Genomic DNA, 25,808 nt, shown 5'->3' with positions numbered 1-25,808 from the left:
CCCTCGCTCCATGACGGCCATTGGCATGGCAGGTCTTATTTAAAACAGCGACTTAGCGGCATATTCGAGATAACACTGCAGGAATAAGAAAAAACCCCGACCCGCACTAATATCCAGACAAACAAACAATTATCTGGCGACTCTGTTAGGATGGCTGGCCAAATTAATTTTCCCAAAGGTTAAATGGCAACCATGCGAGTAAAAAACTCCAACAGCAAAGTCAAACCTGCCCCCGTGGTGGAAACCAGCGAATCGATCAATGAACAGGTCGCCGCCTTCCTGAAATCCGGCGGCCAGATCCAGCAGATCGCCAAGGGCGTCAGCGGCCAGACCTTCAGCCCATCCAAGCAGATCAGCCTCGGCAAGAAGTAATACTCCTCCCGCTTTTCCTGGTCCCCTGGCGCTTGCCCCAAGCGCCGGGACTGGCGCCATCTTCTCCCCTCCCCAGCAAAAATCGACGAACGGCCCGAACCGGCAGGCCATGACCAGTATGCTTGCAGCCTCTGGATAAATCGTTTCAGCCATCCCAGGCTGTCACTCCCCGCAGTCCAAGGAGTGCTGCATGCGCACACCCACTTTCCTGGCCATCTGCCTGGCCTTGGCGTGTCCACTGGCCCAGGCGCAGATCTTCCAGCGCGAGCTGGGCGACTTCGACCTCAAGCTGGGCACCAGCCCCAGCCGCAGCATGGCCCAGGGCCTGGTCAAGCCAGCTTCCAGCGGCTCTTTCCATGGCGGCCTCGACCTGGGTCACGACAGCGGCTGGTACTTCGGCCAGTGGTCGCCAAGCCTGGGCCTGAGCCCCGCGAGCCGCCTGGAGGTCGATTCCTACCTGGGCTTCAAGCAGCCCCTCGACCAGAACCTGGGTTATGAACTGGGAGTGATCCACTACAACTATCCGCAATTGCGCACCCAGGACAGCCAGCAGCTCTACGGCGGCCTGAGCCTGCTGGGCAGCCGTTTCGGCGCGGCCTTCAGCAACGACCCGGACCGACGCAACAGCACCCTGTTCGCCGACTTGGGCGGCAACCCACCGTTCGGGATCGGGGTCAGCGTCAAGTACAGCACCTACCGCCTGAACAATGCCGTGTCGGTGGCCAAGGGCGGCTACATCTCCAGCTTCAACGACTGGTCGATCAAGTTCTCCCGCCCCTGGTTGGGGATCGATCTCAACCTGATCTACAGCGACTCCAGCCTCAACGGCAGCGATTGCCCGGCCTATTCCGGACACAACAGCCGCTGCGACGGCCTGCTGACCTTCAAGGCCGAGCGCAGCTTCTACTAGAAGAGCTGAACTGCCGGGAGCCTTCAGGATTCAGATGCAGCAACCCGCACACCCAAGGACCTGGATATGTCGCGCCGGTGCTACCTCTTCATCGCCTTGCTGATCGCCAGCCTGCTGCTGGGCGCCTGTAGCCGGGTGGGCCTGGCCTACCGCAACCTGGACGTGATCATTCCCTGGACCCTGGACGACTACCTGGATATGAACAGCGAGCAGAAGAGCTGGCTCGACCAGCGTCTGCAGCAGCACCTGAGCTGGCATTGCAGCACCCAGCTACCAGGCTACCTGGACTGGCTCGACCGCCTGCAATCGATGATCCGCGACAACCAGGTCAATGATGCGGCGCTGCAGGCGCGCACCCGGGAAGCCAAGCAAGCCATCGCCACAATCGCCCGCCAGATCACCCCATCGGCCGTGGAGTTGCTGCAAGGCCTGGATGAGCGGCAAGTGGCGCAGATGAACAGCTCCCTGGCCAAGGACCTGCAGGAACACCGCGAGCAGTACCTCCAGCCGACCCTGGCACGGCAGATCGAACAGCGCAGCCAGCGCATGGAAAAATGCCTCAGGGCCTGGCTCGGCCCCTTGAACCCGCAACAGCGCCTGCGTGTCGAGCAATGGTCCGTATCCCTGGGCGAACAGAACCGCCAGTGGATTGCCAACCGCGCCCACTGGCAGGCACTGTTCAGCGCTGCAGTACAGCAGCGGCGGGCCAGCGACTTTGCGCAGCGCATCGAGCAATTGCTGGTGGACCGCGAAAGCCTGTGGACCGCCGACTACCGCCAGGCCTACGAGCACACCGAACAGGCCGCGCGCAGCCTCGTAGTGGACTTGATGGCCAGCAGCAGCCCCGAACAACGCCAGCGCCTGCTGAAGAAGATCGACAGCGTGCGCCAGGACTTCACCAACCTCAAATGCTTGCAGGACGCCCGCCGTCCCTGACTCAGGCGATCTGGGCCTTGGATGCCAGCTCGTCGAAGGTCAGGGGGTCCAGGGCATCGGCCTGCTCGTCCAGCACCTGGCGTGGGTGCTCGTTGCCCGGAATGCTGCTGTCGAGCAAACACAACAAGCTCGAGCCCCGGGGCGTGAGGATGAAGTTCTCGCCGTTACCGCCCTCTTCTTCCGGCCTGCTCTGGATGAACTCCCGGTCCAGCAGCAGTTTTTCGTACTCGGTGGCGGTACTTTTCAGTTCATCCAGGTTGCCCGTGGGCGCGCCTTCGGCGGCCATTGCCGCCGCATGCTGCTCGGCATAGGGCCTTGGAGTGAAGCTGTGGCCAGCACCGTTCTGCACTTCGTGCAGCAAGCGTTCGATCAAATCCCAGTCGTAATTCGCCATGTCGATTCAACCTCCAGAATGCAATGCCTTGCCTGAGTTGTGACCGGTGGCTAAGCCAGCCGTTCAGGAAATTCGCACCGCCTGGCAACTTGTCGATCGGCTTGGCCGCCAAACGACTAGCGTGTGTAGAACCCATCCCCGCCCTGAGGAACGACGTCATGGATATCAACGATCATCCCGTGGTCAGCCGGGAACAATGGCTGCAAGCGCGCAAGCAACATCTGCTCCACGAAAAGGCCTTCACCCGCCAACGCGACCGGCTCAGCGCCGAACGCCGGGCCCTGCCCTGGGTACGGATCGACAAGCCCTACCGCTTCCACGGCCCCCAAGGCGTACTGGAGCTGGCCGAGCTGTTCGGCGGTCGCAGCCAATTGGTGGTCTATCACTTCATGTTCGGTGACGGCTGGGAGGAAGGCTGCAAGGGTTGCTCATTCCTGGCCGATCATTTCGATGGGGCCAACCTGCACCTGGCCCACCATGACGTGGCGCTGGTGGCGGTGTCCCCCGCGCCCTACGAGCAGTTCCAGGCCTTTGGCCAGCGCATGGGCTGGCGCTTCGACTGGTTTTCCAGCGCCGGCAACGACTTCAACCAGGACTTCGGCGTCAGTTTCGACAGCGAACAGCTGGCCAGCGCCACAGCCAGCTACAACTACGCGCCAGTCAGCGGCAACGAGCTGGAGCGGCCCGGCCTGAGCGTGTTCTATCGCAACGAGCAGGGACAGATATTCCATACCTACTCCACCTATGCCCGGGGCCTGGACCTGCTGCTGGGGACATACAACTTCCTCGATCTCACGCCCAAGGGGCGCAACGAGGGGCCGATCATGAACTGGGTTCGCCATCATGACCGCTATGCGCCAACCCCAGGTGCAGAGCCGCGGGCGGGATGCTGCTGCGACCACTGAACGACGCGCACGATCGACGGTGGCACCGTAGTAGCGGTTCCACCACGGTGCCAGCTAAGCTGTAGGCATGACTCCTGCCTACCACAGCCTCCACGAATACACCCTGCGCATGAACCGGGTGCTGGAGCATATCGACCAACACCTGGACCAGCCCCTGGAGCTAAGTGACTTGGCGCAGGTGGCGCATTTCTCGCCTTTTCATTTTCATCGCCTGTTCAGCGCCTGGGTCGGCGAACCCCTGGGCGTCTATCTACGGCGCCGGCGCCTGGCCCGCGGCGCGTATCTGCTGGCCAGCCGCCCCGCTGCCTCGATCCTGGAGATCGCTCTGGAAGTCGGTTTCGGCTCCGGCGAGGCCTTTTCCCGGGCGTTCAAGCAGCACTTCTCAGTCTCGCCCAGCACCTGGCGCGACACCGAACCCAAGCGCTGGCACCGACGCCTGGACGACATTCGCGAACGCCGCCTGCGGCAATTGCGCAATCCTGATCAGACCCACATCCCGGCTTTCGACGACCCTGATGCCTTCATTCACCTGAAGGAGCTCACAATGAAGGTCACCATCAAGGAACTGCCTCCCGTCCGCGTCGCCTACCTGCGCTATATCGGCGCCTACGGACCGGGGATCGGCCTGTTCTGGCAGCAGACCGTCATCCCCTGGATGGCCGAGAACGGGCTGCTGGGCCGCGCACGCTATGGCATCGGGCATGATGACCCCTACGTCACCCCGCCCGAGAAATGTCGCTACGACGCCTGCGTCGAAGTCCCCCTCGACTTCAAAGGCCGCGCTCCCGCGGTCGTCACCACCCTGCCCGGCGGCCTTTATGCGATCACTCACTACCAGGGCAAAGGCCCCGATATCGCCGATACCTGGAGCGAGTTGTGCCGCGATTGGCTGCCCAAGAGCGGTATGCAGCCCGACGCGCGGCCAGCCTTCGAGCTGTATCCGCTGGACGCCTGGAACGATCGAACCGGTGATCTGGAGTTCGATATCTGCTTTCCGGTCAAGGCGCTGTAAGCCACAAAGAATCTGAATGCGCAGGAGGTAGCAGGCCGCCCGGATGCGAAGCTTATCCGGTGGATGCCCACCACGTTCCCAGCGCCGGTGGGCCGGAATGCAAGCCCGGCATTACGCTCACGATCCTGTAGTCGCCAGATGCAAACGGGGGAGCCTGTGCTCCCCCGTCATTTTTGCCAGGTTCATGACCAGCGCATTGGCCTCAGCGGGACGGAATGGCCCTGATATCGCGCACGATGAAGCGCGGCAGAACCCGGACATAGAAGGTCTCCACATCGGAGTTACCGCTGTTGGTAATCACCCCAAGCATGGTTTTCATATTGCGCAACTGGCCCATGGCGCCGGCAGGCTGGAGCCCATCGCGTTGCTGGGCGAAGTGCAACACTTCGGCACCGGCACGCTTGACCTGAACTTTGTAAGCGAAGTCGACACTGGCCAGGATCGTATTGTCATCGACGATCTTGGACACCAGCCCACCTTGGGAATCACTGAGCCGGCGCTTGTACACCGCCTCCACATCCAGCAGGTAATCGGCACTCTCCTTGGTGGCCGCGTAGCGATTGGCATTGCCCAGTTGCTGGATCAGCTCCGTGCCCAGTTGCTGGCGCAGTTTGTCCTCAGGCAAGAAGCGCGGGCTCTCCCCGATCAGTTGCAGATCGAAATGGTCGATCCAGTAGGTGGCGTCGGCAGGAATCCGCACGGGTTTGGACGAGATGTAGTAATCCGGCCGGGAGGCACACCCTACGAGCAAGACACAGGTGAACAACAGCGACAGCAGGCGCATTAAGGATCTTCCTTGAAAGCGATTTCGTTGGGTGCACTGGCTCGGATCAAGGAAACGCATCCAGGCGATTGGCGCTCGCCCCTGACCCGGGACGCTTGAGGGGAAAACGCGAAGACTCGCCCCTAAGGGACAGCAGCGATACCAGGAAAGGCGCGCGATATTAGTTCGCCACCATCCAGGCGTCAATTCAACCCAGCTTGCAGAACGGGCGTGCCGGGGTTGATCCAACTGAACTTTGCCCGCTCCTGGCGCCTCAACCGGATGTCCCCCTGCCCGCCACATGAGGCACTGCCCATGAAAACCCTGAACCTGCTCACCCTCGCCGGCAGCCTGCTGCTGGCCCTGCCCGCCTGGGCCTGTACCCCGGACGAAGCCAGCGCCAAGCGCGAGCAACTGGCCCGGGAGGTCAGCAAGATCACCGAGCAGAACCCGACCAAGGCCAAGGAAATCAACGATGAGTTGCAGAAGATGAACCTTGGCAGCGCCAGCAAGGATCTGCCCGACGATTGCCAGTTGATCGACCAACGCCTCAAGGAATTGGCCGACGCCGAGCAAAAAGCCGACCGCTGAAAGTCCGGAAAACAAAAAGCCCGGACCAGGTCCGGGCTTTTCATGGCGCTCAGGCCTGCACTTTACTCAGCGGCCGGCGCGGGCTTGCGGCGCTTGAGCGGCGCCAGGCCGTCCTGGCTGACCAGGGCCGGACCGTCGCTCTTCGGCCGGTTGGCGCTCTTGCGCTTGGTCGGAGACTTGGCCAGGGACTTTTTCTTGTCGCCCTTGGCATCGGTCTTTTTCTTCTTGGTACCCGCGGCCTTGCCCGAGGCCTTGACCTTCTTCGGACCGCCGTAGGTGCCCTTGACCTCCTTGATGGTGCGACGCTCGAAGCTCTGCTTGAGGTAGCGCTCGATGCTCGACATCAGGTTCCAGTCGCCATGGCAGATCAGCGAGATGGCCAGGCCTTCGTTGCCGGCGCGGCCGGTACGGCCGATGCGGTGCACGTACTCGTCGCCACTGCGAGGCATGTCGAAGTTGATCACCAGGTCCAGGCCCTCGACGTCCAGGCCGCGGGCAGCGACATCGGTGGCCACCAGGATCTTCACCCCGCCCTGCTTCAGGCGGTCGATGGCCAGCTTGCGATCCTTCTGGTCCTTGTCGCCATGCAGGACGAACGCCTTGTAGTCCTGGGCCACCAGGCGGCCGTAGATGCGGTCGGCCATGACCCGGGTGTTGGTGAAGATGATGGCCTTCTGGTAGGTCTCGTTGGCCAGCAGCCAGTTGACGATCTGCTCTTTGTGCTGGTTGTGGTCGGCCGTGATGATCTGCTGGCGCGTGGTCTCGTTGAGCTGGCTGACGCTGTTGAGTTGCAGGTGCTCGGGGTTATCGAGGACCTTGGCGACCATTTCCCGCAGGCCGGAACCACCAGTGGTGGCGGAGAACAGCATGGTCTGCTGGCGGCTCGGGCATTCATCCACCAGGCGTTGCACGTCTTCGGCAAAACCCATGTCGAGCATGCGATCGGCTTCGTCGAGCACCAGCACTTCGACTTCCTTGAGGTCCAGGTTGCCGGCGTTGAGGTGTTCCAGCAGGCGGCCCGGGGTGCCGATGAGAATGTCCGGCACCTTGCGCAACATGGCGGCCTGGACCTTGAAGTCCTCGCCGCCGGTGATCAGGCCGGACTTGATGAAGGTGAACTGGGAGAAACGCTCGGCTTCCTTCAGGGTCTGCTGGGCCAGTTCCCGGGTCGGCAGCAGGATCAGGGTCTTGATGCTGACGCGGATCTTCGCCGGGCCGATCAGGCGATTGAGGATCGGCAGGATGAAGGCCGCGGTCTTGCCGCTGCCGGTCTGTGCCGTCACCCGCAGGTCACGCCCTTGCAGCGCGAGCGGAATAGCCGCGGCCTGTACCGGAGTCGGCTCGACAAATTTAAGCTCGGCCACGGCTTTGAGCAGGCGTTCGTGCAGGGCGAATTGGGAAAACACGGGGTGCTACCTCGAAGATGTGCAGAAAAACAGCTGCATAGGGTAACGGTTTCGAGCGCCAAGGCCGAGTTTCTTTGTGCAAACGGTGGCAAAGAGTTGTTTTTTTGTTAGCCGATTTTTCTCACGCCGTAACTTTGCCGGGGTTAGATGCTCTAATCCCCCCTTGTGCCACACAGAAGAATCGTTTTAGCCCATGGACTTCAAACAGCTCTGGCTCGATACCCAGGACCTCTGGGGAGCCCTCGACCAACACCCGCTCCTCCACGCCGGCCTGGGCCTGACCCTGTTGCTGGTGGTCGCCCTGGTACTCGGACGGGTGGCCCGCTACCTGGTGCTGCATGGCGTGCGGTTGCTGGGTCGGCAAGCGGCCCTGCACTGGCTCAACGACCTACGCCAGAACAAGGTGTTCCACCGCCTGGCGCAGATGACTCCGTCCCTGGTGATCCAGTTCGGCCTGCACCTGGTCCCGGAGTTGAGCCAGGCCAGCCAGCTGTTCCTCGGCAACCTGGCCATGGCCTTTACCATCCTGTTCCAGCTGCTGGCCCTGAGTGCCCTGCTCAACGCCCTGCTGGACATCTACGCCCGTACCGAGCACGCCCGCACCCGCTCGATCAAGGGTTATGTGCAACTGGCGAAGATGGTGCTGTACGTGTTCGGCGCCATCATCATCGTCGCCACGCTCATCGACCGCTCGCCGCTGCTGCTGCTCTCGGGCCTGGGCGCCATGTCGGCGGTGATCCTGTTGGTGTACAAGGACACCCTCTTGTCCTTCGTCGCCAGCGTGCAGCTGACCAGCAACGACATGCTGCGGGTCGGCGACTGGATCGAAATGCCCCAGGTGGGCGCCGACGGCGACGTGGTGGACATCACCTTGCACACGGTCAAGGTACAGAACTTCGACAAGACCATCGTCTCGATCCCCACCTGGCGGCTGATGTCCGAATCGTTCCGCAACTGGCGCGGCATGCAGCAATCCGGCGGCCGGCGGATCAAGCGCAGCCTGTTCATCGACGCCAGCGGCGTGCGCTTCCTGCATGACGACGAAGAGGCGCGGCTGAGCGGAGTACGCCTGCTCACCGACTACATCGGGCGCAAGCAGGCCGAGCTCAAAAGCTGGAACGAGGCCCAGGGCAACGTTGCCGCGCTGGCGGCCAACCGTCGGCGCATGACCAACCTCGGTACCTTCCGCGCCTATGCCCTGGCCTACCTGAAGAGCCACCCCGAGATCCAGCCGAACATGACCTGCATGGTGCGCCAGATGCAGACCACGGCCCAGGGCATTCCCCTGGAGATCTACTGTTTCACCCGCACCACGGTGTGGGCCGACTACGAACGGATCCAGGGGGATATCTTCGACTACCTGCTGGCGGTGATGCCGGAGTTCGGCCTGAGCCTGTACCAGCAACCCAGCGGCAGCGACCTGCGGGCCGGCCTGCTGCCGGCGGTACTGGGCGCCAGCCATATCGGCCCGAGCGAGAAACAGGCGCTCTGACCCATGCCGATCAGTCAAGGAACGGTGAGGAGCGAGGCTTGCCCGCGATGGACCTCAGAGCGCTGCGTTTACCCGGTGAACACGCGCCACCGTTTACGCCCCTCGCGAGCAATCGAGCGTCGATCGGCTGCCCCTACAGGGGGCCGCCTCGCTTGACTGGCCGGCACTAGGCGCTCTGCGCCCAACGCAAACGCCAGCCCCCCCCCAGTTCCTGGCGTTTCAGGCTGCCGTCGGCGCTGCCTGGGACAGCGGGTCGGGCAGCGAACGGCAAGCCATCAGGATGAACAGCACGGACAGCAACGCGCACGCAGCCCCCAGGCCAATCGCCGCGCCGTAGCCCTGGTACAGGTCGAACAGCCAGCCGGCGAGACTGCCACCCAGCAATGCCGCGATACCTACCGACATGTACAGGGCACCAAGGATCGCCCCCAGGTTGGCGGTGCCGAACCAATCGGCCGCCACCGCCGGGTAGAGCGAAATGCAACCGCCGTTGGCCACGCCAAAGCACAGGGCGAACAACGCCAGGGCCATGAAGCCATCGGCCAGCAGCCACAGCAGGTTCAACAGCACCAGGGCCAAGGTCAGGGCGATCAGCAGGCGCCGGCTGCCGATCCGGTCGCCCAGGCTGCCGAGGAACAAGCGGCCGCCGACGTTGCCGACGCCGATCAGGCCAATCAGCAAGTTGGCTTCGGACACCCCCAGCCCCGCCTGCCGGGCATAGGGATTGATGTGCACCAACGCCACGAACAGCCCCACCGAACCGCACAGGATCGCCGCGAAGTACCACCAGAAGCGCGCCATGCCCAAGGCTTCGGCCAGGCACAGGCCGGCCGTGGCCACCTGGGGCCGCTCGGCCATGGCGGGCAGGCCGTCCGCGAACAGCCCCAGCTCCTGGGGGCCGCTGCGCATCAGGGCCGTGGCAGCCAGGCCGAGCAGCAGGATCGCGCCGGCGAAGATCTGCAGGGTCGCCTCCCAGGAAAAATGCTCCATCAGCCAGCCGGCCAGCAGCGGCCCGGCAAAAGTCCCGACCCCGGTTCCCGCCAGGGCAAGGCCCGAGGCCTGGCTGCGCCGGCTGACGAACCAGCGCTGGACCACCGCCACCGCCGGCACATACACCAGGCCGACGCCCAGCCCCACCAGCACGCAGAAGCACAGCAGGAACCACCACAACGACCCGGACGCCAGGCTCGCGCAGAAAAAACCCAGCGCCAGGGACAGGATGCCGCTCCCCACCACCCGCCGGGTGGAAGTGCGATCGGCCAGCACGCCCGCGACGACCCCCATGGCGTAATAGATCAACGCCGTCAGGGAAAACACCGAGGCCACGGAAAAGCTCCCCACTGCGAAATTGGCCTGGATCTGCGAGAAGAACGCACCGAAGGAGTAGGCACCGCCAAAGATCAGCGCCAGCAGCACATGGGTGGCCAACACCACATACCAGCCGTGGAATACCTGGAACTTCATGGCACAACGCCCTCCCTTGCCAGGAACTGGCGTCAGCAAAGCCAGCTCATCTTGTAATGTCTTGTATATACATATGAATGCAATTTTACGGCCAGACGCGTCACCGAGCGCTCGGCTCTTCTCTTGACTCATCTAACTCATTGTTTCAAATGGAAAAAACAAAAACAAAAAAGAACCCGCCGGTGTGGCGGGTCCTGGAAAAAGCATCGCTCCTGGGGATGGGGGTAACAGTTGCGTAGAACCGCTACCCAATCTGGCTGGCGCCCGTAACCCTCACGCCGTGGCCACCCTGCGCTGGCCATGGCGGCTGACCCACACCGCCAGCAGGATCACCAGCCCGCCGAGAGCCAGGCGGCCCAGGTCTTCATGGCGGTTCCAGATCAGCAAATTGAGCAGCAGGCCCACCGGCACATGCAGGTTGTTCATCACCGCCAGGGTCGCGCCGGTGACCAGGCAGGCGCCCTTGTTCCACCAGTACAGCCCCAGGGCCGTGGCCACCAGCCCGAGGAACAGCAACACCGCCCAGGTCACCGGGGCATCCGGCAAGAAGTGCGCCTTGCCGAACAGCAGGAACGCCGGCAACACCACCAGCAAGGCCCCCAGGTAGAAGTAGCCGAAACGCCGGTAATGCGGCAGGTCGCTGGGGTAGCGCGCCACCAGGTGCTTGTACAGCACCTGCCCGGCGGCATAGGTGAAGTTGGCCAATTGCAGCAGCAAGAAACCCATGAAGAAGTCCGGGTTGATCCGGTCATAACGGATCACTGCGGCGCCCGCCACCGCCACCAGGGCCGCCAGCAGGCCCCAGGGATTGAAGCGCCGGTTCAGGGCGTCCTCGATCAGGGTCACGTGCAACGGCGTGAGGATGGTGAACAGCAGCACTTCCGGCACGCTCAGCACCCGGAAGCTCAGGTACAGGCACACGTAGGTGATGCCGAACTGCAGCGCGCCGATCAGCAGCATGCCGCGCATGAAGGCCGGTTCCACCCGGCGCCAGCGGGTCAGCGGAATGAACACCAAGCCTGCCAGCAGCACCCGCACCAGCACCGCGAAGTAGCTATCGACATGCCCGGCCAGGTACTCGCCGATCAGATTGAAGGAAAACGCCTGGATCAGGGTGACAACCAGTAGATAGCCCATGCTCGCCTCATCGTTGGATGGCGGCGACGATAACGGTTTTTGTCGGCGCGGGTGAAATCCCCGGCAAAAAAAGCCCGATCTCGCAAGGCGCTAGATCGGGCGTCGGCACTGAAGGAGCACGCAGTGCAAAGGGAGGTTCGATGCGCGGACCTGCTTGAAGGGGCACGCAGGAGCTATTTGAACATCCAGCGATTATCCGGGGATTAACCCCTCAGGCCACCTGGGCCAGCCTGGCGTTGGCCTGGTTCAGGCCCTTCTCGTGGAAATCACCACCCAGGTTCAGGCCCTCGGCATGGATAAACTGCACGTCATGGATCCCGATGAAGGCCATGACCTGGCGCAAGTAGGGTTCCTGATGATCAGTGCTGCTGCCGGCGTAGATCCCGCCCCGGGCCGTCAGCACGAAGGCGCGCTTGCCAGTGAGCAGGCCCTGGGGACCGGTCTCCGTGTACTTGAAGGTGACCCCGGCGCGCAGCACGTGGTCAAGCCAGGCCTTGAGTGTGCTGGGGATGGCGAAGTTGTACATGGGCGCCGCCATCACCAGCACGTCGGCCGCCAACAGCTCCTCGGTCAGCTCATTGGAGCGTTGCAGCGAATCCTGCTCGGCGGCGTTGCGTTGCTCGGCAGGCTTCATCCAGCCCCCCAGCAGGTTGGCATCCAGGTGCGGCACCGGGTTGCGAGCCAGGTCGCGCACAGTGATCGAGTCCGCCGGATAGGCCGCTTGCCACTGCTGGATAAAGGTCTGGGTCAGTTGGCGGGATACGGAATCCTGCTGGCGGGCACTGCTTTCGATGATCAGGACGCGGGACATGGGTGAAGCCTCCATCGGGGTATGCGTAAGTCGATGGGGCGCAGATTAAATAGAGATATATCGATGAAAAAGCGCAAATAACTGCTATAACCAATCAATAAATTCGTTTATAAGCAAGCCCAGTCCCGCCATGATCGACAGGACCGGCATCACGGCGGTCACTTGGCCTGGCAGTTCAGGTCCAGGCGCAGCTTGATGATGTTGCGGTTGAACTTGACGGTCACGTTGCGGCTCTTGCCGGCGGCGACCTCCACCCTGCGAGTACGCGGTGATTCGGGACCGTTGCGAAAAACCACCGAGCACACGGCATCGGTCTTGCCGTAGTTGTTCAACTGGATCGAGCCGATGTCGGCGTCGGTATCGTAGGTGATGTAGTCGATGCCCAGGCCATTGAGTTGCTTGTCGACATCGATGGGATAGGCCCAGGCCCCAAGGGGCAGCAAGGCCAGCAGCACACAACAGAATTTTCTCATTCGGCGCTCTCCAATGCGGGAGCGCCAGCTTAGGACAAGAGGAGCCCCTCATGAAAGCGCCCCGCGTGACCCTGGATCAATGGCGCACCCTGCAGGCCGTGGTCGATCACGGTGGCTTCGCCCAAGCCGCCGAGGCCCTGCACCGTTCGCAATCCTCGGTCAGCTATACCGTGGCCCGCATGCAGGACCAGCTCGGCGTGCCGCTGCTGCGTATCGATGGGCGCAAGGCGGTGCTCACCGAGGCCGGCGGCGTGCTGCTGCGTCGCTCCCGGCAGTTGGTCAAGCAGGCCAGCCAACTCGAAGACCTGGCCCATCACATGGAGCAGGGCTGGGAAGCCGAGGTCCGCCTGGTGGTGGATGCCGCCTACCCCAATGCGCGGCTGGTCCGCGCCCTTACCGCGTTCATGCCGCAGAGCCGCGGCTGCCGCGTACGCCTGCGCGAGGAAGTGCTGTCCGGGGTCGAGGAAGTGCTGCTCGAGGGCGTTGCCGACCTGGCCATCAGCGGTTTCAACATCCCCGGCTACCTGGGGACCGAGATGAGTTCGGTGGAATTCGTCGCCGTGGCCCATCCCGAGCACGCCCTGCACCGCCTGCAACGACAACTGGCCTTCCAGGACCTGGAAAGCCAGTTGCAGGTGGTGATCCGCGACTCCGGCCGCCAGCAACCACGGGACGTGGGCTGGCTGGGCGCCGAGCAGCGCTGGACCGTGGGCAGCCTGGCCACCGCCGCCAAGTTCGTCAGCAGCGGCCTGGGTTTCGCCTGGCTGCCACGGCACATGATCGAGCGCGAGCTGAACGAAGGCCTGCTCAAGGTGCTGCCCCTGGACCAGGGCGGCAGCCGCCATCCGACCTTCTTCCTGTACTCCAACAAGGACAAACCCCTGGGCCCGGCGACGCAGATCCTCGTGGAACTGCTGCGCACCTTCGACACCGCGCCGCTGGATGCGCCGTTCGCCGCCCCCGAGCAAGCCTGAAGTCCCAACCACCAGAACAAGGAGTTCTGCCATGGCGTATTTCGAGCATGAAGGTTGCACCCTGCACTACGAAGAATACGGCCGGGGCGAGCCCCTGCTGCTGGTCCACGGCCTGGGTTCCAGCGCCCAGGACTGGGAAAAGCAGGTCCCGGAACTGGCGACCCGCTATCGCCTGATCATCCCGGACGTACGCGGCCATGGCCGCTCCGACAAGCCCCGGGAACGCTACAGCATCCCTGGATTCGCCGCCGACCTCATGGCCCTGGTCGAACACCTGGGCCTGGGGCCGGTGCACTATGTCGGGCTGTCCATGGGCGGCATGATCGGCTTCCAGCTGGCCGTGGACCAGCCGCACCTGTTCAAGAGCCTGTGCATCGTCAACAGCGCACCCGAGGTCAAGCTGCGCTCGGCCGACGACTATTGGCAGTGGTTCAAACGCTGGAGCCTGTCCCGGCTGCTGAGCATGGCGGCCATCGGCAAGGCCCTGGGCCAGCGACTGTTTCCCAAGCCGGAGCAAGCCGAGTTGCGGCAGAAGATGGCCGAACGCTGGGCAAAAAACGACAAACGTGCTTATCTCGCCAGCTTCGACGCCATCGTCGGCTGGGGAGTCCAGGAACGCCTGGGCCGTATCACCTGTCCAACCCTGGTCGTCAGCGCCGACCACGACTACACCCCGGTGGCGCTCAAGGAGGCTTACGTCAAACTGCTGCCGCACGCGCAGCTGGTGGTGATCGAGGACTCCCGGCACGCCACACCGCTTGACCAACCGCAGCGCTTCAACCAGACCCTGCTGCACTTCATCAATACAGTCGACACCACCACCCAGGATCACTGACCCATGCTGAAAAAAATCGCCCTCGCCGCCGGTTCCGTACTCTTCGCCGCCAACCTGATGGCAGCGCAACCGGCCAAGGCACCCCACGTCATGCTGGACACCAGCTTCGGCAAGATCGAGATCGAACTGGATCCGGTCAAGGCGCCGGTGTCCAGCAAGAACTTCCTCGACTACGTCGACAGCGGCTTCTACTCCAACACCATCTTCCACCGGGTGATCCCCGGCTTCATGGTCCAGGGCGGTGGCTTCACCGCGCAGATGGTGCAAAAGGACACCCGTGATCCGATCAAGAACGAAGCCTCCAACGGCCTGCACAACGTGCGCGGCACCCTGGCCATGGCCCGGACTTCGAACCCCGACTCGGCTACCAGCCAGTTCTTCATCAACGTCGCCGACAACGCCTTCCTCGATCCGGGCCGCGATGCCGGCTACGCGGTGTTCGGCAAGGTGGTGAACGGCATGGAAGTCGTGGACCAGATCGTCAATTCCCAGACCACCACCAAGCAAGGCATGCAGAACGTCCCGGTCGACCCGGTACTGATCAAGTCGGCCAAGCGCATCGACTGATCACGCAGCCTGTCCCCGACGGCGGCGCCCTACCCGGCGCCCCGTCCGCTATAGCACAGGAGAGCCCGTACAACGGGCTGCAGACCCCATGCTCTATCGTCGTTTCGAACAACTGATCGATATCTTCCGCGACACCCCCGCGACCACCCCGCCCAACCGGGTCCTGCCCTTCTATTTCCACTACATCAAGCAAGTCTGGCCGAGCTTCGTCGCCCTGCTGGTGGTGGGCCTGTTCGTGGCGCTGATCGAGGTGTCGCTGTTCAGCTACCTGAGCACCATCATCGACCTGGCCCAGGGCACGCCCAGCGTCCAGGTCTTCAGCGACCATGGCCTGGAGCTGGCCTGGATGGCGGTGGTGGCGCTGTTGCTGCGCCCGCTGATGGTCGGCCTGCACGACCTGCTGATGCACCAGACCATCACCCCCGGCATGACCAGCCTGATCCGCTGGCAGAACCACAGCTATGTGCTGCGCCAGAGCCTGAACTTCTTCCAGAACGACTTCGCCGGGCGCATCGCCCAGCGCATCATGCAGACCGGCTACTCGCTGCAGGATTCCTCGGTGCAGGTGATCGACGCCCTGTGGCACGTGACCATCTATGCGGTCGGCGCCCTGGTGCTGTTCGCCGATGCCGACTGGCGCCTGATGATCCCGCTGCTGCTGTGGATCGTCGGTTTCATCGGCGCCATGCGGTTCTTCGTGCCGCGCATCCAGAAACGCTCGGTCGATGCCTCCGACGCCCGCTCCAAGCTCATGGGGCGGATCGTCGACGGCTACACCAACATCGCTACCCTGAAACTGTTCGCCCATACCCATTTCGAGCAGAGCTACGCCCGCGAGGCCATCGCCGAACAGACCGAGAAAAGCCAGTTGGCCGGTCGCGTGGTGACCTCCATGGACGTCACCATCACCACCCTCAACGGCCTGTTGATCGCCGGCACCACGGGCCTGGCCCTGTGGTTGTGGAGCCAGTCGCTGATCAGCGCCGGGGCCATCGCCCTGGCCACCGGCCTGGTGATCCGCATCGTCAACATGTCCGGCTGGATCATGTGGGTGATCAACGGCATCTTCGAGAACATCGGCATGGTCCAGGACGGCCTGCAGACCATCGCCCAGCCACTGCAACTGACCGACCGCGAACAGGCGCCCAAGCTCGAAGTGACCCGAGGCGGGGTGAACTTCGAGCATGTCGAGTTCCACTACGGCAAGGCCAACAAGGTCATCAGCGATCTCAACCTGCACATCCGTCCCGGGGAAAAGATCGGCCTGATCGGCCCCTCCGGGGCGGGCAAGTCGACCCTGGTCAACCTGCTGCTGCGCCTCTATGACCTGCAGGGCGGGCAGATCCTGATCGACGGCCAGGACATCGCCGGGGTGACCCAGGAAAGCCTGCGCGAGCGCATCGGCATGATCACCCAGGACACCTCGCTGCTGCACCGTTCGATCCGTGACAACCTGCTCTACGGACGTCCCGACGCCACTGACGAGGAACTCTGGGAAGCCGTGCACAAGGCCCGCGCCGACGAGTTCATCCCGCTGCTGTCCGACGCCCAGGGCCGCACCGGCTTCGACGCCCACGTGGGTGAGCGCGGGGTCAAGCTGTCCGGCGGCCAGCGCCAGCGCATCGCCATCGCCCGGGTGCTGCTCAAGGACGCGCCGATCCTGATCATGGACGAAGCCACCTCGGCCCTGGACTCGGAAGTCGAAGCGGCGATCCAGGAAAGCCTGGAGACCCTGATGCAGGGCAAGACCGTGATCGCCATCGCCCACCGGCTCTCCACCATCGCCCGCATGGACCGCCTGGTGGTGCTGGAACAGGGGCGCATCGCCGAGACCGGCACCCATGCCGAACTGCTGGCCCACGGCGGCCTGTATGCGCGACTGTGGCAACACCAGACCGGCGGCTTCGTCGGCGTCGATTGATGCCTACAGGTGCGTGTAGCCGCTGCCGCAGGCTGCGCACGGGCGCGTAGCGGCCGCAAGATCGAGCAGCCGCCGCCATCGTTGGAAGGCCCTGCGGGCCTTGGCGCAGCTTCGCAGGCCCAGCAGCGGCTACAGGGTCCGCGCAACACCCTGAAAAGACGCCAGAGCCCCAGCCCACGGGGCCTGGCGTTTTTCATGGGCGAGTGGAATTGCCACCAAAGCCTGCTGTACTGAGGCTAGGTTCCAGAGTGAAACCTGTTGTTGACCTGCGGGATGCATAACGGCGATATCGCGTCGATAGGTATACCTATCAAGGACTCTTCCCATGTCTTTGTTCAAGCGCTCCATGACTGAAATGCTCGGTACCTTCTGGCTGGTGCTGGGCGGTTGCGGCAGTGCCGTGCTCGCAGCGGCGTTTCCCAATGTCGGCATCGGCCTGCTGGGGGTCGCCCTGGCCTTCGGCCTGACCGTCCTGACCATGGCCTTCGCCATCGGCCATATCTCCGGTTGCCACCTCAACCCCGCGGTATCCGTGGGCCTGGTGGTGGGTGGACGCTTCCCGGCCAGGGAACTGCCGGCGTACGTGGTAGCCCAGGTGATCGGCGCCGTGATCGCCGCGGCGTTGCTGTACTTCATCGCCAGCGGCAAGCCCGGCTTCGAACTGGCGTCGGGGCTGGCATCCAACGGTTATGGCGAACACTCGCCCGGTGGCTACTCGCTGGCTGCGGGTTTGGTCTGCGAACTGGTGATGACCGGCATGTTCGTGGTGATCATCCTCGGCGCCACCGACAAGCGCGCCCCGGCGGGCCTGGCGCCCATCGCCATCGGCCTGGCGCTGACCCTGATCCACCTGATCTCGATCCCGGTGACCAACACCTCGGTCAACCCGGCCCGCAGCACCGGCCCGGCCTTGATCGTCGGCGGCTGGGCGCTGCAGCAATTGTGGTTGTTCTGGCTGGCGCCGATCCTCGGCGCGGTGGTCGGTGGCCTGGTCTATCGCTGGCTGGGCCAGGAAGACCGCTGAGGCTCAGGCCTGGCGATAGGGCAAGGCGTCCCTGGCCTGCTCGGCATAGGCCCGGACGCCGGCCCGCTCGCGCTGGAGAAAATCCTGCACCGCGGTCTTCAGCCCGGGATGGCGCAGGTAATGCCAGGAGCGGGTGAGCACCGGCTCGAAACCGCGAATCAGCTTGTGCTCGCCCTGGGCTCCGGCGTCGAAGCGCTGCAGCCCATGGGCGATCGCATAGTCCATGCCCTGGTAGAAGCAGGTCTCGAAATGCAGGCGATCGAACTCCGCCAGGCAACCCCAGTAGCGCCCATAGAAACTGCCGCCCCCGATCAGGCTGAAAGCCATGGCCACCGGCCGCCCGCCCTGGCAGGCCAGGACCACGCGGATCGCCTCGGGCATGCGCTGGGCCAGCAGGCTGAAGAAGCTGCGGGTCAGGTAGGGTGACTGGCGGCGCACCGCATAGGTGTTGGCGTAGCAGGCATAGACGAAGTCCCACTGCGCCTCACTGAGTTCGGCCCCCTCCAGCCACTGGAAGTCCATGCCCTGCCCCGCCACCTGCTCGCGCTCCTTGCGCATCTGCTTGCGCTTGCGCGAACTCAGGGTATCGAGGAAGTCCTGGAAATCCCGATAGCCGCGGTTGTGCCAGTGGAACTGGCAACCCAGGCGCAGCATCCAGTCCGCCTGGCGCTCCAGGGCCTGGTCGCTGAAGTCGTCGGTGAAATTGACATGGGCACTGGATAACCCTTCGATCTCCAGGTAGCCGGGCAGACTCTCGAGCAACTCCACCGCGTCGGCCTGGGTCGCCGCCAGCACCCGCGCACCGCTCACCGGGCTGAACGGCACCGCGCTGAGCAACTTGGGGTAGTAGTCGATGCCGGCTCGCTCGCAGGCCTCGGCCCAGCCATGGTCGAACACGTATTCACCGTAGGAGTGCCACTTGCGATAGCTGGGCAGCGCCGCCAGCAGCCGGCCATCTTGCACATGCAGCAGGTGTTCGGCTTGCCAGCCGGAACGTGGCCCGAGGCTGCCGCTGTCTTCCAGGGCACTGAGAAAGGCGTGGCGGACGAAGGGTTGCCCATCCTTGAGCAGTCCATCCCATTGCACGGGATCGACGGCGGAAAGGCTGTTCAAGGATTGCAGCGGCATCGGGTTCCCCAGGAGTCAGCTCGAACGACCCGCGGAGTATATCCCCCCATCGCCGGCCGCGCCGAAACACTCAGGCAGGGCCCAGGTGCTCGGCCAGGAAGTCGATGAACACCCGGGACTTGCGCGGCAAGTGCGGGCTGTTGGGAAACAGCACATGGACCGGCTGCCGGGCCAGGCTGTAGTCGGGCAGCACCCGTACCAGCCGTCCCTCGCCCAGGTCGCCCAGGACCAGCCACTCCGGCAACACCGCCAGGCCCATCCCGCCCAGGGCCATGGCGCGGATCGCCGACGCCGAGTTCGACTCGTGCCCGGGCGCGACCCGCACCTGCACCTGGCCCCGGCGCGGGTGGCTGAAGGTCCAGCCCGGCGGGCCGCCCAGGTTGCTGTTGCCGATCCAGGGGCAGTTCGCCAACTCCTCGGGGCGGCTCACGGCGAGGCTCTCCCGCAACCCCGGGCTGGCCACCAGGACAATGCCGTAGTCCGCCAATTGGCGGCCCTTGAACCCCGAGTCGACCAGGTGCCCAAGGCGGATCACCAGGTCGAGCTTCTCCGCCACCAGGTCGTTCAGCGATGAATTGAAGTGATAACTCAGGCGCACCTCGGGATAACGCGCGGTGAACAGTGGCAGCAGCGGCAGGATGAAGGCCTGGGCGTATTCGGCGGTGGAGCTGATGCGCAGCTTGCCCGAGACCCGGTTGCGCCCATGCAGCACGTTATCGAAGGCCGTATCGATATTGGCGACAATCCCCTTGAATTCATCGTAGAGATCCTGGCCGGTCTCGGTGAGGGCGATATGCCGCGTGGTCCGGGTCAGCAAGGGCGTCGCCAGCACTTGCTCCAGGGTCTTGATATGCAGGCTGGCCATGGCCTTGCTGATTCCCAGGTAATCCGCGGCACGGGTGTAGGAGGCAAAGTCCACCACCGCGAGAAAGGTCTGGATCCGGTGCAACTGGCCGTGGAGGTTCTCATTCATTGTCAAATTTCCTAGAACAATGAATCAAGTATAGGCGCCTCGACAGGTTCGGCCCAGGCTCCCTAAGCTGCGGGCAAAACGGGAGGCGGCATGACCTATAGATACAAAGTGGCGGTGATATTCCTCCTCGGCTTCTTCATCGATTGCGTGAACATCTTCATGTCGGCGGTGGCGCTGCCCAGCATCGCCACCCAGCTGCAGGTTTCCAGCGCCAGCGTGGCCTGGGTGGCCAACGCCTACATCCTCGGCCTGACCCTGGCGATCCCCATCAGCCCCTGGTTGGCGGCGCGCCTGGGCAACCGCCAGGTCATCGCCGCCTCGATGCTGCTGTTCAGTCTCGCCGGGCTGTTCTGCGGGCTGGCCGAAGGCTTCCTGCCGCTGGTGGCCTGGCGCTTGCTCCAGGGCATGGCCGGCGGCCTGTTGATCCCCCTCGGCCAGGCCCTGACCTTCAACCTGTTCCAGGGCTCGCAGCGGGCGCGGATCTCGACCCTGGTGATGGCGGTGGCGCTGCTGGCGCCAGCACTGTCGCCGACCCTGGGCGGGACCATCGTCGACCTGGGCTCCTGGCGCTGGGTGTTCTTCGCCAGCCTGCCCCTGTCGCTACTGACCGCGCTGCTGGCCTGGTGCTGGATCGCCAATGAAGACCGCCAGGCGGCCAGGCGCCCGGATCTGCGCGGCCTGTTGCTGGTCAGCGGCGCCCTGGCCGGATTGCTCCTGGGCATGTCGCTGTACGGCAGCGGATATCCGACCCAGCAGGCCCTGGCCTGCCTGGCCGGCGGCCTGGCGTTCGCCCTGGCGTACCGCTGGCATTGCCGGCGCAATCCACAGCCCATCGTCGACCTGCGCCTGCTGGGCAATGTCCGCCTCGGCCTGTCGGTGGCGATCTACCACGCCATTCCCGGGATCTTCACCGGGGTCAACCTGCTGAGCCTGTTCTTTCTCCAGGACAACCTGCACCTGAGCGCCCGGCACAGCGGCCTGTTCATGTTGCTGTACGCCGCTGGCGCGCTGTGGGCGATGCTGGCCTGCGGGCGCTTCTACAACCAGCTCGGCGCCGCCCGGCTGTTCGCCATCGCCCTGGTGCTACACAGCGCCGGTATCACCACCTTGTGCTGGGTCGACTCGAGCCGCGACCTGCCATTGCTCATCGGTGCCTACCTGCTCATGGGCCTGGGCGGCGGCGCCGGCGCCAATACCGCGCAGACCACCGCCCTGCTGGACTTCAGCGGCAGCGACACACACCAGGCCAGCGTGATCTGGAACATCAACCGGCAGATGGCCTTCAGCCTCGGCGCGGCCTGGCTGCTGATGCTCTACAACCTGTTGCTCGGGCATGTCCCGGCCACCCGCGCCTTTCACCTGAGCCTGCTGCTGGCCGCCCTGGCCGGCCTGCTCATCCTGCCGCTGCTCGGCAAGCTCACCCCACCGAAGAAGGTCCTTCATGCACCAGTCGATCGTTAAACAGGCACTGCACAGCGTTCACCAGATCCACCAGTTGATCCATGGCGTCTTCACTCACTCCCAGGGCGACAGCGCGGCACCGATCGAACAGGTCATGGAACTGCTGGCCGAGGACTTCCAGATGGTCACCACCGCCGGAACCATGGCCGATCGCGAGCAGGTCGAGCAGCTGTTTCGCGGCGCCCTGGGCGCCCGCCAAGGCTTGCAGATCGAGGTCAGCGACCTGCGCTGCGTATGGCAGGAAGGCCAGTGCGCGGCGATCCGCTACAAGGAGACCCATCGCCTGGATCAAGTGTCGACAGCGCGCCTGTCCCTGGCGTTGATCCGCATCCAGGGCGACTCGGCGCAGTGGCTCTACCTGCATGAAACCAACTGTCCCTGAGCCTGGCCGACAGGCAAAAAAAACCCCGCCAGGGCGGGGTCAAAACGAGAGGAGCCATAACGGATGAGAAAGAGCTCGACTTTGTTGCGACAGCCTTAGAACACGTACTGCACGCGGGCTACCAGGGCATCGCCGCTGTCGTCGCCAACGCTGTTGGTGATCTTGTCGGTGTTGACCTTGATGTAGTTCGCGGAAACCTTGATCGCCTCGTTGGCATACCAGTTGACGCCGATGGTGTTCATGTTGGCCTTGGCATCGCCCACTTCGCGGGTCGCGGTGGAGGTCACGATGTTCTTGTCATCGACCTTGATGTTGTCGTAGCGGTAGAACACTTCCCAGGCACCGTACTGCTTGTTCTCAGGCTTGATGGTGTCGAACTTGGCGCCATCGAGCTTGTACACGCGGGACTCGCCGGTCAGGGTGTAGGCCAGTTGGCCGTAGAAGCCGGTGGCCTTGACGTCCTTGTAGGAGGCGCTGTCGGCCTTCATCTTGCGGGTCAGGTATTCGGCCTGGGCCGAGAACGGGCCGCTGGCGAAGGCGAATTCACCACCGAACACCCGGTCGTTGTCGTAGGCGCCAGCAGCGGTCAGGTTCGAACCGTTGAGGCCGGCACCGCCGCCGAAGGTAGCGCGGTTGCCGTTGGCACCGGCATCGTTGCCGCCGTTGGTGGCGATGCCACGCACGCCGAGGCGTGGGCGGATCCGCGAGTCGAAGGCGGTGTCGCCCAGATCGCGGCTGGCGAAGTCCAGGCCGAAGTGCAGGACGTTGCCGGTTTCGTGCATCGGGGCGAACACCGCCCGGGCGTTGAACTGCTTGACGCTGTCGCCGTCGCTGTCGTTGATGTCCTTGGCGGACACGCTACCGGACAGGTAGGCCATGTCGGCCACCACCGAACTGACCTGCAGGCCCATGCCGTTCTCGTGGGAGTTGACCCAGTCGGCCAGCTCGTAGGCGGCGTTACGCTCCATCGCGGTGATCCACTTGGAGCTGGTGGCTTTCTCCAGGCCGAAGTCCTGGTCGAAACGACCGGCGCGGATGGTCACCGGCTTGAAGCCCACATAGGAAATGGTCGCTTCGTCGAAGTAACCATCATCGGAAGAACCCGAGTTGTGGGAGAAGTCGTAGTTGATCTGGTATTTCCAATCCTTGTAGGCGGTGCCGCCCAATTCCAGATAGGCGCGGCGGAAGTAGGCGCCGTCACCGGTATTCCCATTCTTGGTATAGAACCCGTCGAAACGGCCATAGTCGGCTTGCAGGCGACCGCCCAACTTGAAGCTGAAGGCGGAGTCGGTGGTAGCAACCTCAAGGCCGCCCTTGGTCTTGACTACGATATCGGCGCCGTCGGTGGTGACGGTGCCAGCGAAAGCCTGGGCGGTCACTGCCAGGGCCAGGGCGCTGGCGGCAAAACCGGCGAAGTGCTTACGGATCATCGAAGAGTTCCCCTAATTGGTGGTCTGTAGCGTTGGAAAACACGCGGACTGGGCCGCTGGTGTCGGGGGGAATCTTGGGGTCCGAGGATTTCAGCCAGGTTGCTGGAAAATAAAGATTTGATTACAGAGGAACTTTTTTACTTCGAAAAGAAATAAGGCGAAAGGCCCGTCCTAGAGCGGTTTGCGACTGTTTCCAGGGACAAGGCAGAAGATGACGAAATGGTTATTTTTGTGCGAACCGACGCGCAGCGAGCACGACGCGGGCGGGAATCACGGACGCGATTCCCAGGCAGGAACAGGCAGAAAAACATCGCGGCGGATGCCTGGCGACATCCGCGGCTGCATGACGCTCAGCGCTCGCGTCTACTCTCGGCGGCCAGGCGTTCGGCCAGTTCGTCGAGACCTTCCAGCGGTGGTTCCGGCAACACGCGCAAGGTGGCCTGCAGCAGGCGCATCTGGCGAATGAAACGCCGGCAATTGGGGCAGAACAGCAGGTGATGGCGCATCAGCAAGCGTTGGCGAAAGCTCAGTTGGCCATCGAGATAATCGCTGGAGCGCGCCACTTGTTCCTTACAGGTCAGCATTGGCCGGTTTCCTCAAAATGCTCCACCGTGGCGAACACCTTCAACCGCGCCCGGTGCAACAGTACCCGGACATTGGACAGGGTGATCCCCAGAAGATTACAGATTTCCTCGAGCTCCAATCCCTCGCGCTCGCGCAGCGTCAGCACGCTGCCTTGTAGCTCGGAAAGACTGAGCAGGGTGTGCTCCAGGCAATCGCGCAGCTCGGCCTGGGTCAACAACGCTTCGGGAGTGTCTTCGTGCCAGGCGAAGGGCGCCACCAGCCAGTGGCCGTCGCTGGAGGAAAACCGCTCGTCGCCCACCGTACCGTGGGGCGCGGGCAGGTCATCGAGCAGGACTTCGCGGCGATGTTGCTTGTAGCGGCCCTTGGCCGCGTTGGCGGTGATGGTCAGCAGCCAGGTCTTGAGGCTGGAACGCCCCTGGAAGCCCGACAGGTTGCGCACCACCGAAAGCCAGGCGTCCTGCACCACCTCGTCGGCGTGCCGATTGCCGACGATGGCGTAGGCTACCGCGCGCATGGCGCTCTGGTAGGTACCGACCAGTTCCTTGAAAGCCTTCTGTTCGCCCGCCAGAAGGCGCTTGAGCAGTTGCGTGTCATCAACAGCAGCCATTCGTGCCTCGTTCAATCATGCGGGGTTGCCCGGGTGTGACGCCTCGCAGGCACCTCGCGCCACACCCGGCCCGCGCCGATCAACGCTTGCGCAGGAGCACGCTGCCGATGGAATAGCCCGCGCCGAAGGAGCTGAGCACCGCCAGGGCACCACTGGCCAGGTCGTCCTGGTACTTGTGGAAAGCGATCACCGAACCCGCCGAACTGGTGTTGGCATAGGTATCGAGGATCACCGGCGCCTCTTCCAGCGTAGCCTCGCGGCCCAGGAGTTTCTTGACGATCAGGTGGTTCATGCTGAGGTTGGCCTGGTGCAGCCAGAAGCGCTTCACGTCGCTGACGTTGAGCTGGTTTTCCTCCAGGTGGGCGGCGATCAGCTCGGCCACCATCGGGCAGACGTCACGGAATACCTTGCGGCCTTCCTGGACGAACAGCTTGTCCCGGGCCCCGATGCCTTCCTCGGCTGCGCGGTTGAGGAAACCGAAGTTGTTGCGGATGTTGTTGGAGAACTGGGTCAGCAGCTTGGTGCTGACGATCTCGAACTGGTGGGCCGAAGTGGCCTGGTCGGCCCGCTCGATGACCACCGCGGTGGCAGCGTCACCGAAGATGAAATGGCTGTCGCGGTCGCGGAAGTTCAGGTGCCCGGTGCAGACTTCCGGGTTGACCATCAGGATCGCCCGGGCCTGGCCCAGCTGCACGCTGTTGCAGGCGGCCTGGATGCCGAAGGTGGCCGAGGAACAGGCGACGTTCATGTCGAAACCAAAGCCCTGGATACCCAGCGCGGCCTGGACTTCGATGGCGATGGCCGGGTAGGCGCGCTGCAGGTTGGAACACGCGACGATCACCCCGTCGATGTCGGCGGCAGTGCGGCCGGCCCGTTGCAGGGCTTGCTCGGCGGCGGCCACGGCCATCTGGCAGAGCACCGACCATTCGTCGTTGGAGCGTTCCGGCAGGCGTGGAGTCATGCGTTGTGGATCGAGGATGCCGTCCTTGTCCATGACGAAGCGGCTCTTGATGCCCGAGGCTTTCTCGATGAAGGCGGCGTTGGATTCGGTCAGGGCCTGCACTTCGCCACGCTCGATGGCGGCGGCGTTGTCGCTGTTGAACTGGTGGACGTAGGTGTTGAAGGACTCCACCAGCTCTTCGTTGGAAATGCTGTTGGCCGGGGTAAACAGGCCGGTGCCGCTGATGACGACGTTATGCACGGTCGTTCCTCTAGTGTGTATGAGGCAGAAGGTATTGGCACTCTCGTGCCAAAC

The 25,808-nt window shown here is 63.7% G+C and carries 27 protein-coding genes; 14 read left to right on the top strand and 13 right to left on the bottom strand.

Features of this window, described 5'->3' with window-relative positions; translation table 11 throughout:
- Window positions 1-183 precede the first annotated feature (183 nt).
- The 3 genes from H7A76_RS08535 to H7A76_RS08525 all read left to right on the top strand — a co-directional run bounded on the left by H7A76_RS08535 (window position 184) and on the right by H7A76_RS08525 (window position 2,218).
- A complete protein-coding gene (locus H7A76_RS08535) occupies window positions 184-372 on the top strand; it encodes a hypothetical protein (RefSeq protein ID WP_185698094.1) in 189 nt (62 codons plus the stop codon).
- A gap of 190 nt (window positions 373-562) precedes the next feature.
- The gene (locus H7A76_RS08530; RefSeq protein WP_185698093.1) at window positions 563-1,282 is read left to right on the top strand and encodes a TorF family putative porin; all 720 of its coding nucleotides are present in this window, start codon (window positions 563-565) and stop codon (window positions 1,280-1,282) included.
- 66 nt (window positions 1,283-1,348) lie between these two features.
- Entirely contained in the window at window positions 1,349-2,218 is an 870-nt protein-coding gene (locus tag H7A76_RS08525; RefSeq protein WP_185698092.1) for a DUF6279 family lipoprotein, read from the top strand.
- 1 nt (window position 2,219) lies between these two features.
- On the opposite strand, the gene H7A76_RS08520 is transcribed toward H7A76_RS08525, so the two are convergent.
- Window positions 2,220-2,612, bottom strand: coding sequence for a transcriptional regulator (locus H7A76_RS08520; protein ID WP_185698091.1), 393 nt, complete (start codon window positions 2,610-2,612; stop codon window positions 2,220-2,222).
- Between the two features lie 158 nt (window positions 2,613-2,770).
- Here H7A76_RS08520 and H7A76_RS08515 point away from each other — a divergent pair, with 158 nt between their 5' ends.
- Complete coding sequence (locus H7A76_RS08515; protein WP_185698090.1) at window positions 2,771-3,517, top strand: thioredoxin family protein; 747 nt, start codon at window positions 2,771-2,773, stop codon at window positions 3,515-3,517.
- A gap of 67 nt (window positions 3,518-3,584) precedes the next feature.
- Window positions 3,585-4,529 carry a GyrI-like domain-containing protein gene (locus H7A76_RS08510; protein ID WP_185698089.1) on the top strand — a complete coding sequence of 315 codons (945 nt, stop codon included), beginning with the start codon at window positions 3,585-3,587 and terminating at the stop codon, window positions 4,527-4,529.
- A gap of 202 nt (window positions 4,530-4,731) precedes the next feature.
- Here H7A76_RS08510 and H7A76_RS08505 read toward each other — a convergent pair whose 3' ends face one another.
- Window positions 4,732-5,313, bottom strand: a complete 582-nt coding sequence (locus H7A76_RS08505) for a hypothetical protein (RefSeq protein WP_185698088.1) — start codon at window positions 5,311-5,313, stop codon at window positions 4,732-4,734.
- Between the two features lie 294 nt (window positions 5,314-5,607).
- Here H7A76_RS08505 and H7A76_RS08500 point away from each other — a divergent pair, with 294 nt between their 5' ends.
- Window positions 5,608-5,883 (top strand): hypothetical protein, encoded by a 276-nt coding sequence (locus H7A76_RS08500; RefSeq protein WP_185698087.1) that lies wholly within the window; start codon window positions 5,608-5,610, stop codon window positions 5,881-5,883.
- A 62-nt stretch (window positions 5,884-5,945) separates the two neighbouring features.
- On the opposite strand, the gene H7A76_RS08495 is transcribed toward H7A76_RS08500, so the two are convergent.
- Window positions 5,946-7,289 (bottom strand): DEAD/DEAH box helicase, encoded by a 1,344-nt coding sequence (locus tag H7A76_RS08495; protein ID WP_185698086.1) that lies wholly within the window; start codon window positions 7,287-7,289, stop codon window positions 5,946-5,948.
- Window positions 7,290-7,482: 193 nt separating this feature from the next.
- On the opposite strand from H7A76_RS08495, the gene H7A76_RS08490 reads away from it, so the two are divergent.
- A complete protein-coding gene (locus tag H7A76_RS08490) occupies window positions 7,483-8,781 on the top strand; it encodes a mechanosensitive ion channel family protein (protein ID WP_185698085.1) in 1,299 nt (432 codons plus the stop codon).
- A gap of 219 nt (window positions 8,782-9,000) precedes the next feature.
- Here H7A76_RS08490 and H7A76_RS08485 read toward each other — a convergent pair whose 3' ends face one another.
- From H7A76_RS08485 to H7A76_RS08470, 4 genes are all read right to left on the bottom strand, one after another.
- Window positions 9,001-10,245, bottom strand: a complete 1,245-nt coding sequence (locus tag H7A76_RS08485) for an MFS transporter (protein WP_185698084.1) — start codon at window positions 10,243-10,245, stop codon at window positions 9,001-9,003.
- Between the two features lie 273 nt (window positions 10,246-10,518).
- Window positions 10,519-11,382, bottom strand: a complete 864-nt coding sequence (locus H7A76_RS08480; RefSeq protein WP_022642950.1) for a carboxylate/amino acid/amine transporter — start codon at window positions 11,380-11,382, stop codon at window positions 10,519-10,521.
- Window positions 11,383-11,593: 211 nt separating this feature from the next.
- Complete coding sequence (locus H7A76_RS08475; RefSeq protein WP_185698083.1) at window positions 11,594-12,193, bottom strand: FMN-dependent NADH-azoreductase; 600 nt, start codon at window positions 12,191-12,193, stop codon at window positions 11,594-11,596.
- Between the two features lie 158 nt (window positions 12,194-12,351).
- Window positions 12,352-12,666: a 3-phosphoglycerate kinase gene (locus H7A76_RS08470; protein ID WP_185698082.1), complete on the bottom strand. Its 315-nt coding sequence runs from the start codon at window positions 12,664-12,666 to the stop codon at window positions 12,352-12,354.
- A gap of 50 nt (window positions 12,667-12,716) precedes the next feature.
- Here H7A76_RS08470 and H7A76_RS08465 point away from each other — a divergent pair, with 50 nt between their 5' ends.
- The 5 genes from H7A76_RS08465 (at window position 12,717) to aqpZ (ending at window position 17,987) form a co-directional block, all read left to right on the top strand.
- Window positions 12,717-13,640: a LysR family transcriptional regulator gene (locus H7A76_RS08465; protein WP_022642947.1), complete on the top strand. Its 924-nt coding sequence runs from the start codon at window positions 12,717-12,719 to the stop codon at window positions 13,638-13,640.
- 31 nt (window positions 13,641-13,671) lie between these two features.
- Window positions 13,672-14,475: an alpha/beta fold hydrolase gene (locus H7A76_RS08460; RefSeq protein WP_185698081.1), complete on the top strand. Its 804-nt coding sequence runs from the start codon at window positions 13,672-13,674 to the stop codon at window positions 14,473-14,475.
- 3 nt (window positions 14,476-14,478) lie between these two features.
- Entirely contained in the window at window positions 14,479-15,042 is a 564-nt protein-coding gene (locus H7A76_RS08455) for a peptidylprolyl isomerase (protein ID WP_185698080.1), read from the top strand.
- Window positions 15,043-15,130: 88 nt separating this feature from the next.
- A complete protein-coding gene (locus H7A76_RS08450; RefSeq protein WP_185698079.1) occupies window positions 15,131-16,963 on the top strand; it encodes an ABC transporter ATP-binding protein in 1,833 nt (610 codons plus the stop codon).
- Window positions 16,964-17,288: 325 nt separating this feature from the next.
- Window positions 17,289-17,987 (top strand): aquaporin Z, encoded by a 699-nt coding sequence (gene aqpZ, locus H7A76_RS08445; protein ID WP_185698078.1) that lies wholly within the window; start codon window positions 17,289-17,291, stop codon window positions 17,985-17,987.
- A gap of 3 nt (window positions 17,988-17,990) precedes the next feature.
- Here aqpZ and H7A76_RS08440 read toward each other — a convergent pair whose 3' ends face one another.
- Window positions 17,991-19,115, bottom strand: a complete 1,125-nt coding sequence (locus H7A76_RS08440; protein ID WP_185698077.1) for a GNAT family N-acetyltransferase — start codon at window positions 19,113-19,115, stop codon at window positions 17,991-17,993.
- 70 nt (window positions 19,116-19,185) lie between these two features.
- Window positions 19,186-20,088 (bottom strand): LysR family transcriptional regulator, encoded by a 903-nt coding sequence (locus tag H7A76_RS08435; RefSeq protein WP_185698076.1) that lies wholly within the window; start codon window positions 20,086-20,088, stop codon window positions 19,186-19,188.
- A gap of 90 nt (window positions 20,089-20,178) precedes the next feature.
- On the opposite strand from H7A76_RS08435, the gene H7A76_RS08430 reads away from it, so the two are divergent.
- Both H7A76_RS08430 and H7A76_RS08425 read left to right on the top strand, forming a co-directional pair.
- Window positions 20,179-21,549, top strand: a complete 1,371-nt coding sequence (locus H7A76_RS08430; RefSeq protein ID WP_185698075.1) for an MFS transporter — start codon at window positions 20,179-20,181, stop codon at window positions 21,547-21,549.
- Window positions 21,530-21,931, top strand: coding sequence for a nuclear transport factor 2 family protein (locus H7A76_RS08425; protein WP_185698074.1), 402 nt, complete (start codon window positions 21,530-21,532; stop codon window positions 21,929-21,931). Before H7A76_RS08430 ends, H7A76_RS08425 begins: the two co-directional genes overlap by 20 nt.
- Before the next feature lie 95 nt (window positions 21,932-22,026).
- Here the strand turns inward: H7A76_RS08425 and H7A76_RS08420 are convergent, their stop codons facing one another.
- The 4 genes from H7A76_RS08420 to H7A76_RS08405 all read right to left on the bottom strand — a co-directional run bounded on the left by H7A76_RS08420 (window position 22,027) and on the right by H7A76_RS08405 (window position 25,754).
- Entirely contained in the window at window positions 22,027-23,361 is a 1,335-nt protein-coding gene (locus tag H7A76_RS08420) for an OprO/OprP family phosphate-selective porin (protein ID WP_185698073.1), read from the bottom strand.
- A 350-nt stretch (window positions 23,362-23,711) separates the two neighbouring features.
- The gene (locus tag H7A76_RS08415) at window positions 23,712-23,945 is read right to left on the bottom strand and encodes an anti-sigma factor (RefSeq protein WP_185698072.1); all 234 of its coding nucleotides are present in this window, start codon (window positions 23,943-23,945) and stop codon (window positions 23,712-23,714) included.
- The gene (locus H7A76_RS08410) at window positions 23,939-24,553 is read right to left on the bottom strand and encodes an RNA polymerase sigma factor (RefSeq protein ID WP_185698071.1); all 615 of its coding nucleotides are present in this window, start codon (window positions 24,551-24,553) and stop codon (window positions 23,939-23,941) included. The genes H7A76_RS08415 and H7A76_RS08410 overlap by 7 nt, the downstream gene beginning before the upstream one ends.
- Before the next feature lie 79 nt (window positions 24,554-24,632).
- Window positions 24,633-25,754, bottom strand: coding sequence for a beta-ketoacyl-ACP synthase III (locus tag H7A76_RS08405; protein WP_185698070.1), 1,122 nt, complete (start codon window positions 25,752-25,754; stop codon window positions 24,633-24,635).
- Window positions 25,755-25,808: the final 54 nt, after the last annotated feature.

Source organism: Pseudomonas sp. MSSRFD41 (genome assembly GCF_014230245.1).
Lineage (GTDB): Bacteria > Pseudomonadota > Gammaproteobacteria > Pseudomonadales > Pseudomonadaceae > Aquipseudomonas > Aquipseudomonas piscis.
This window is presented reverse-complemented; position numbering and strand designations above follow the sequence as displayed.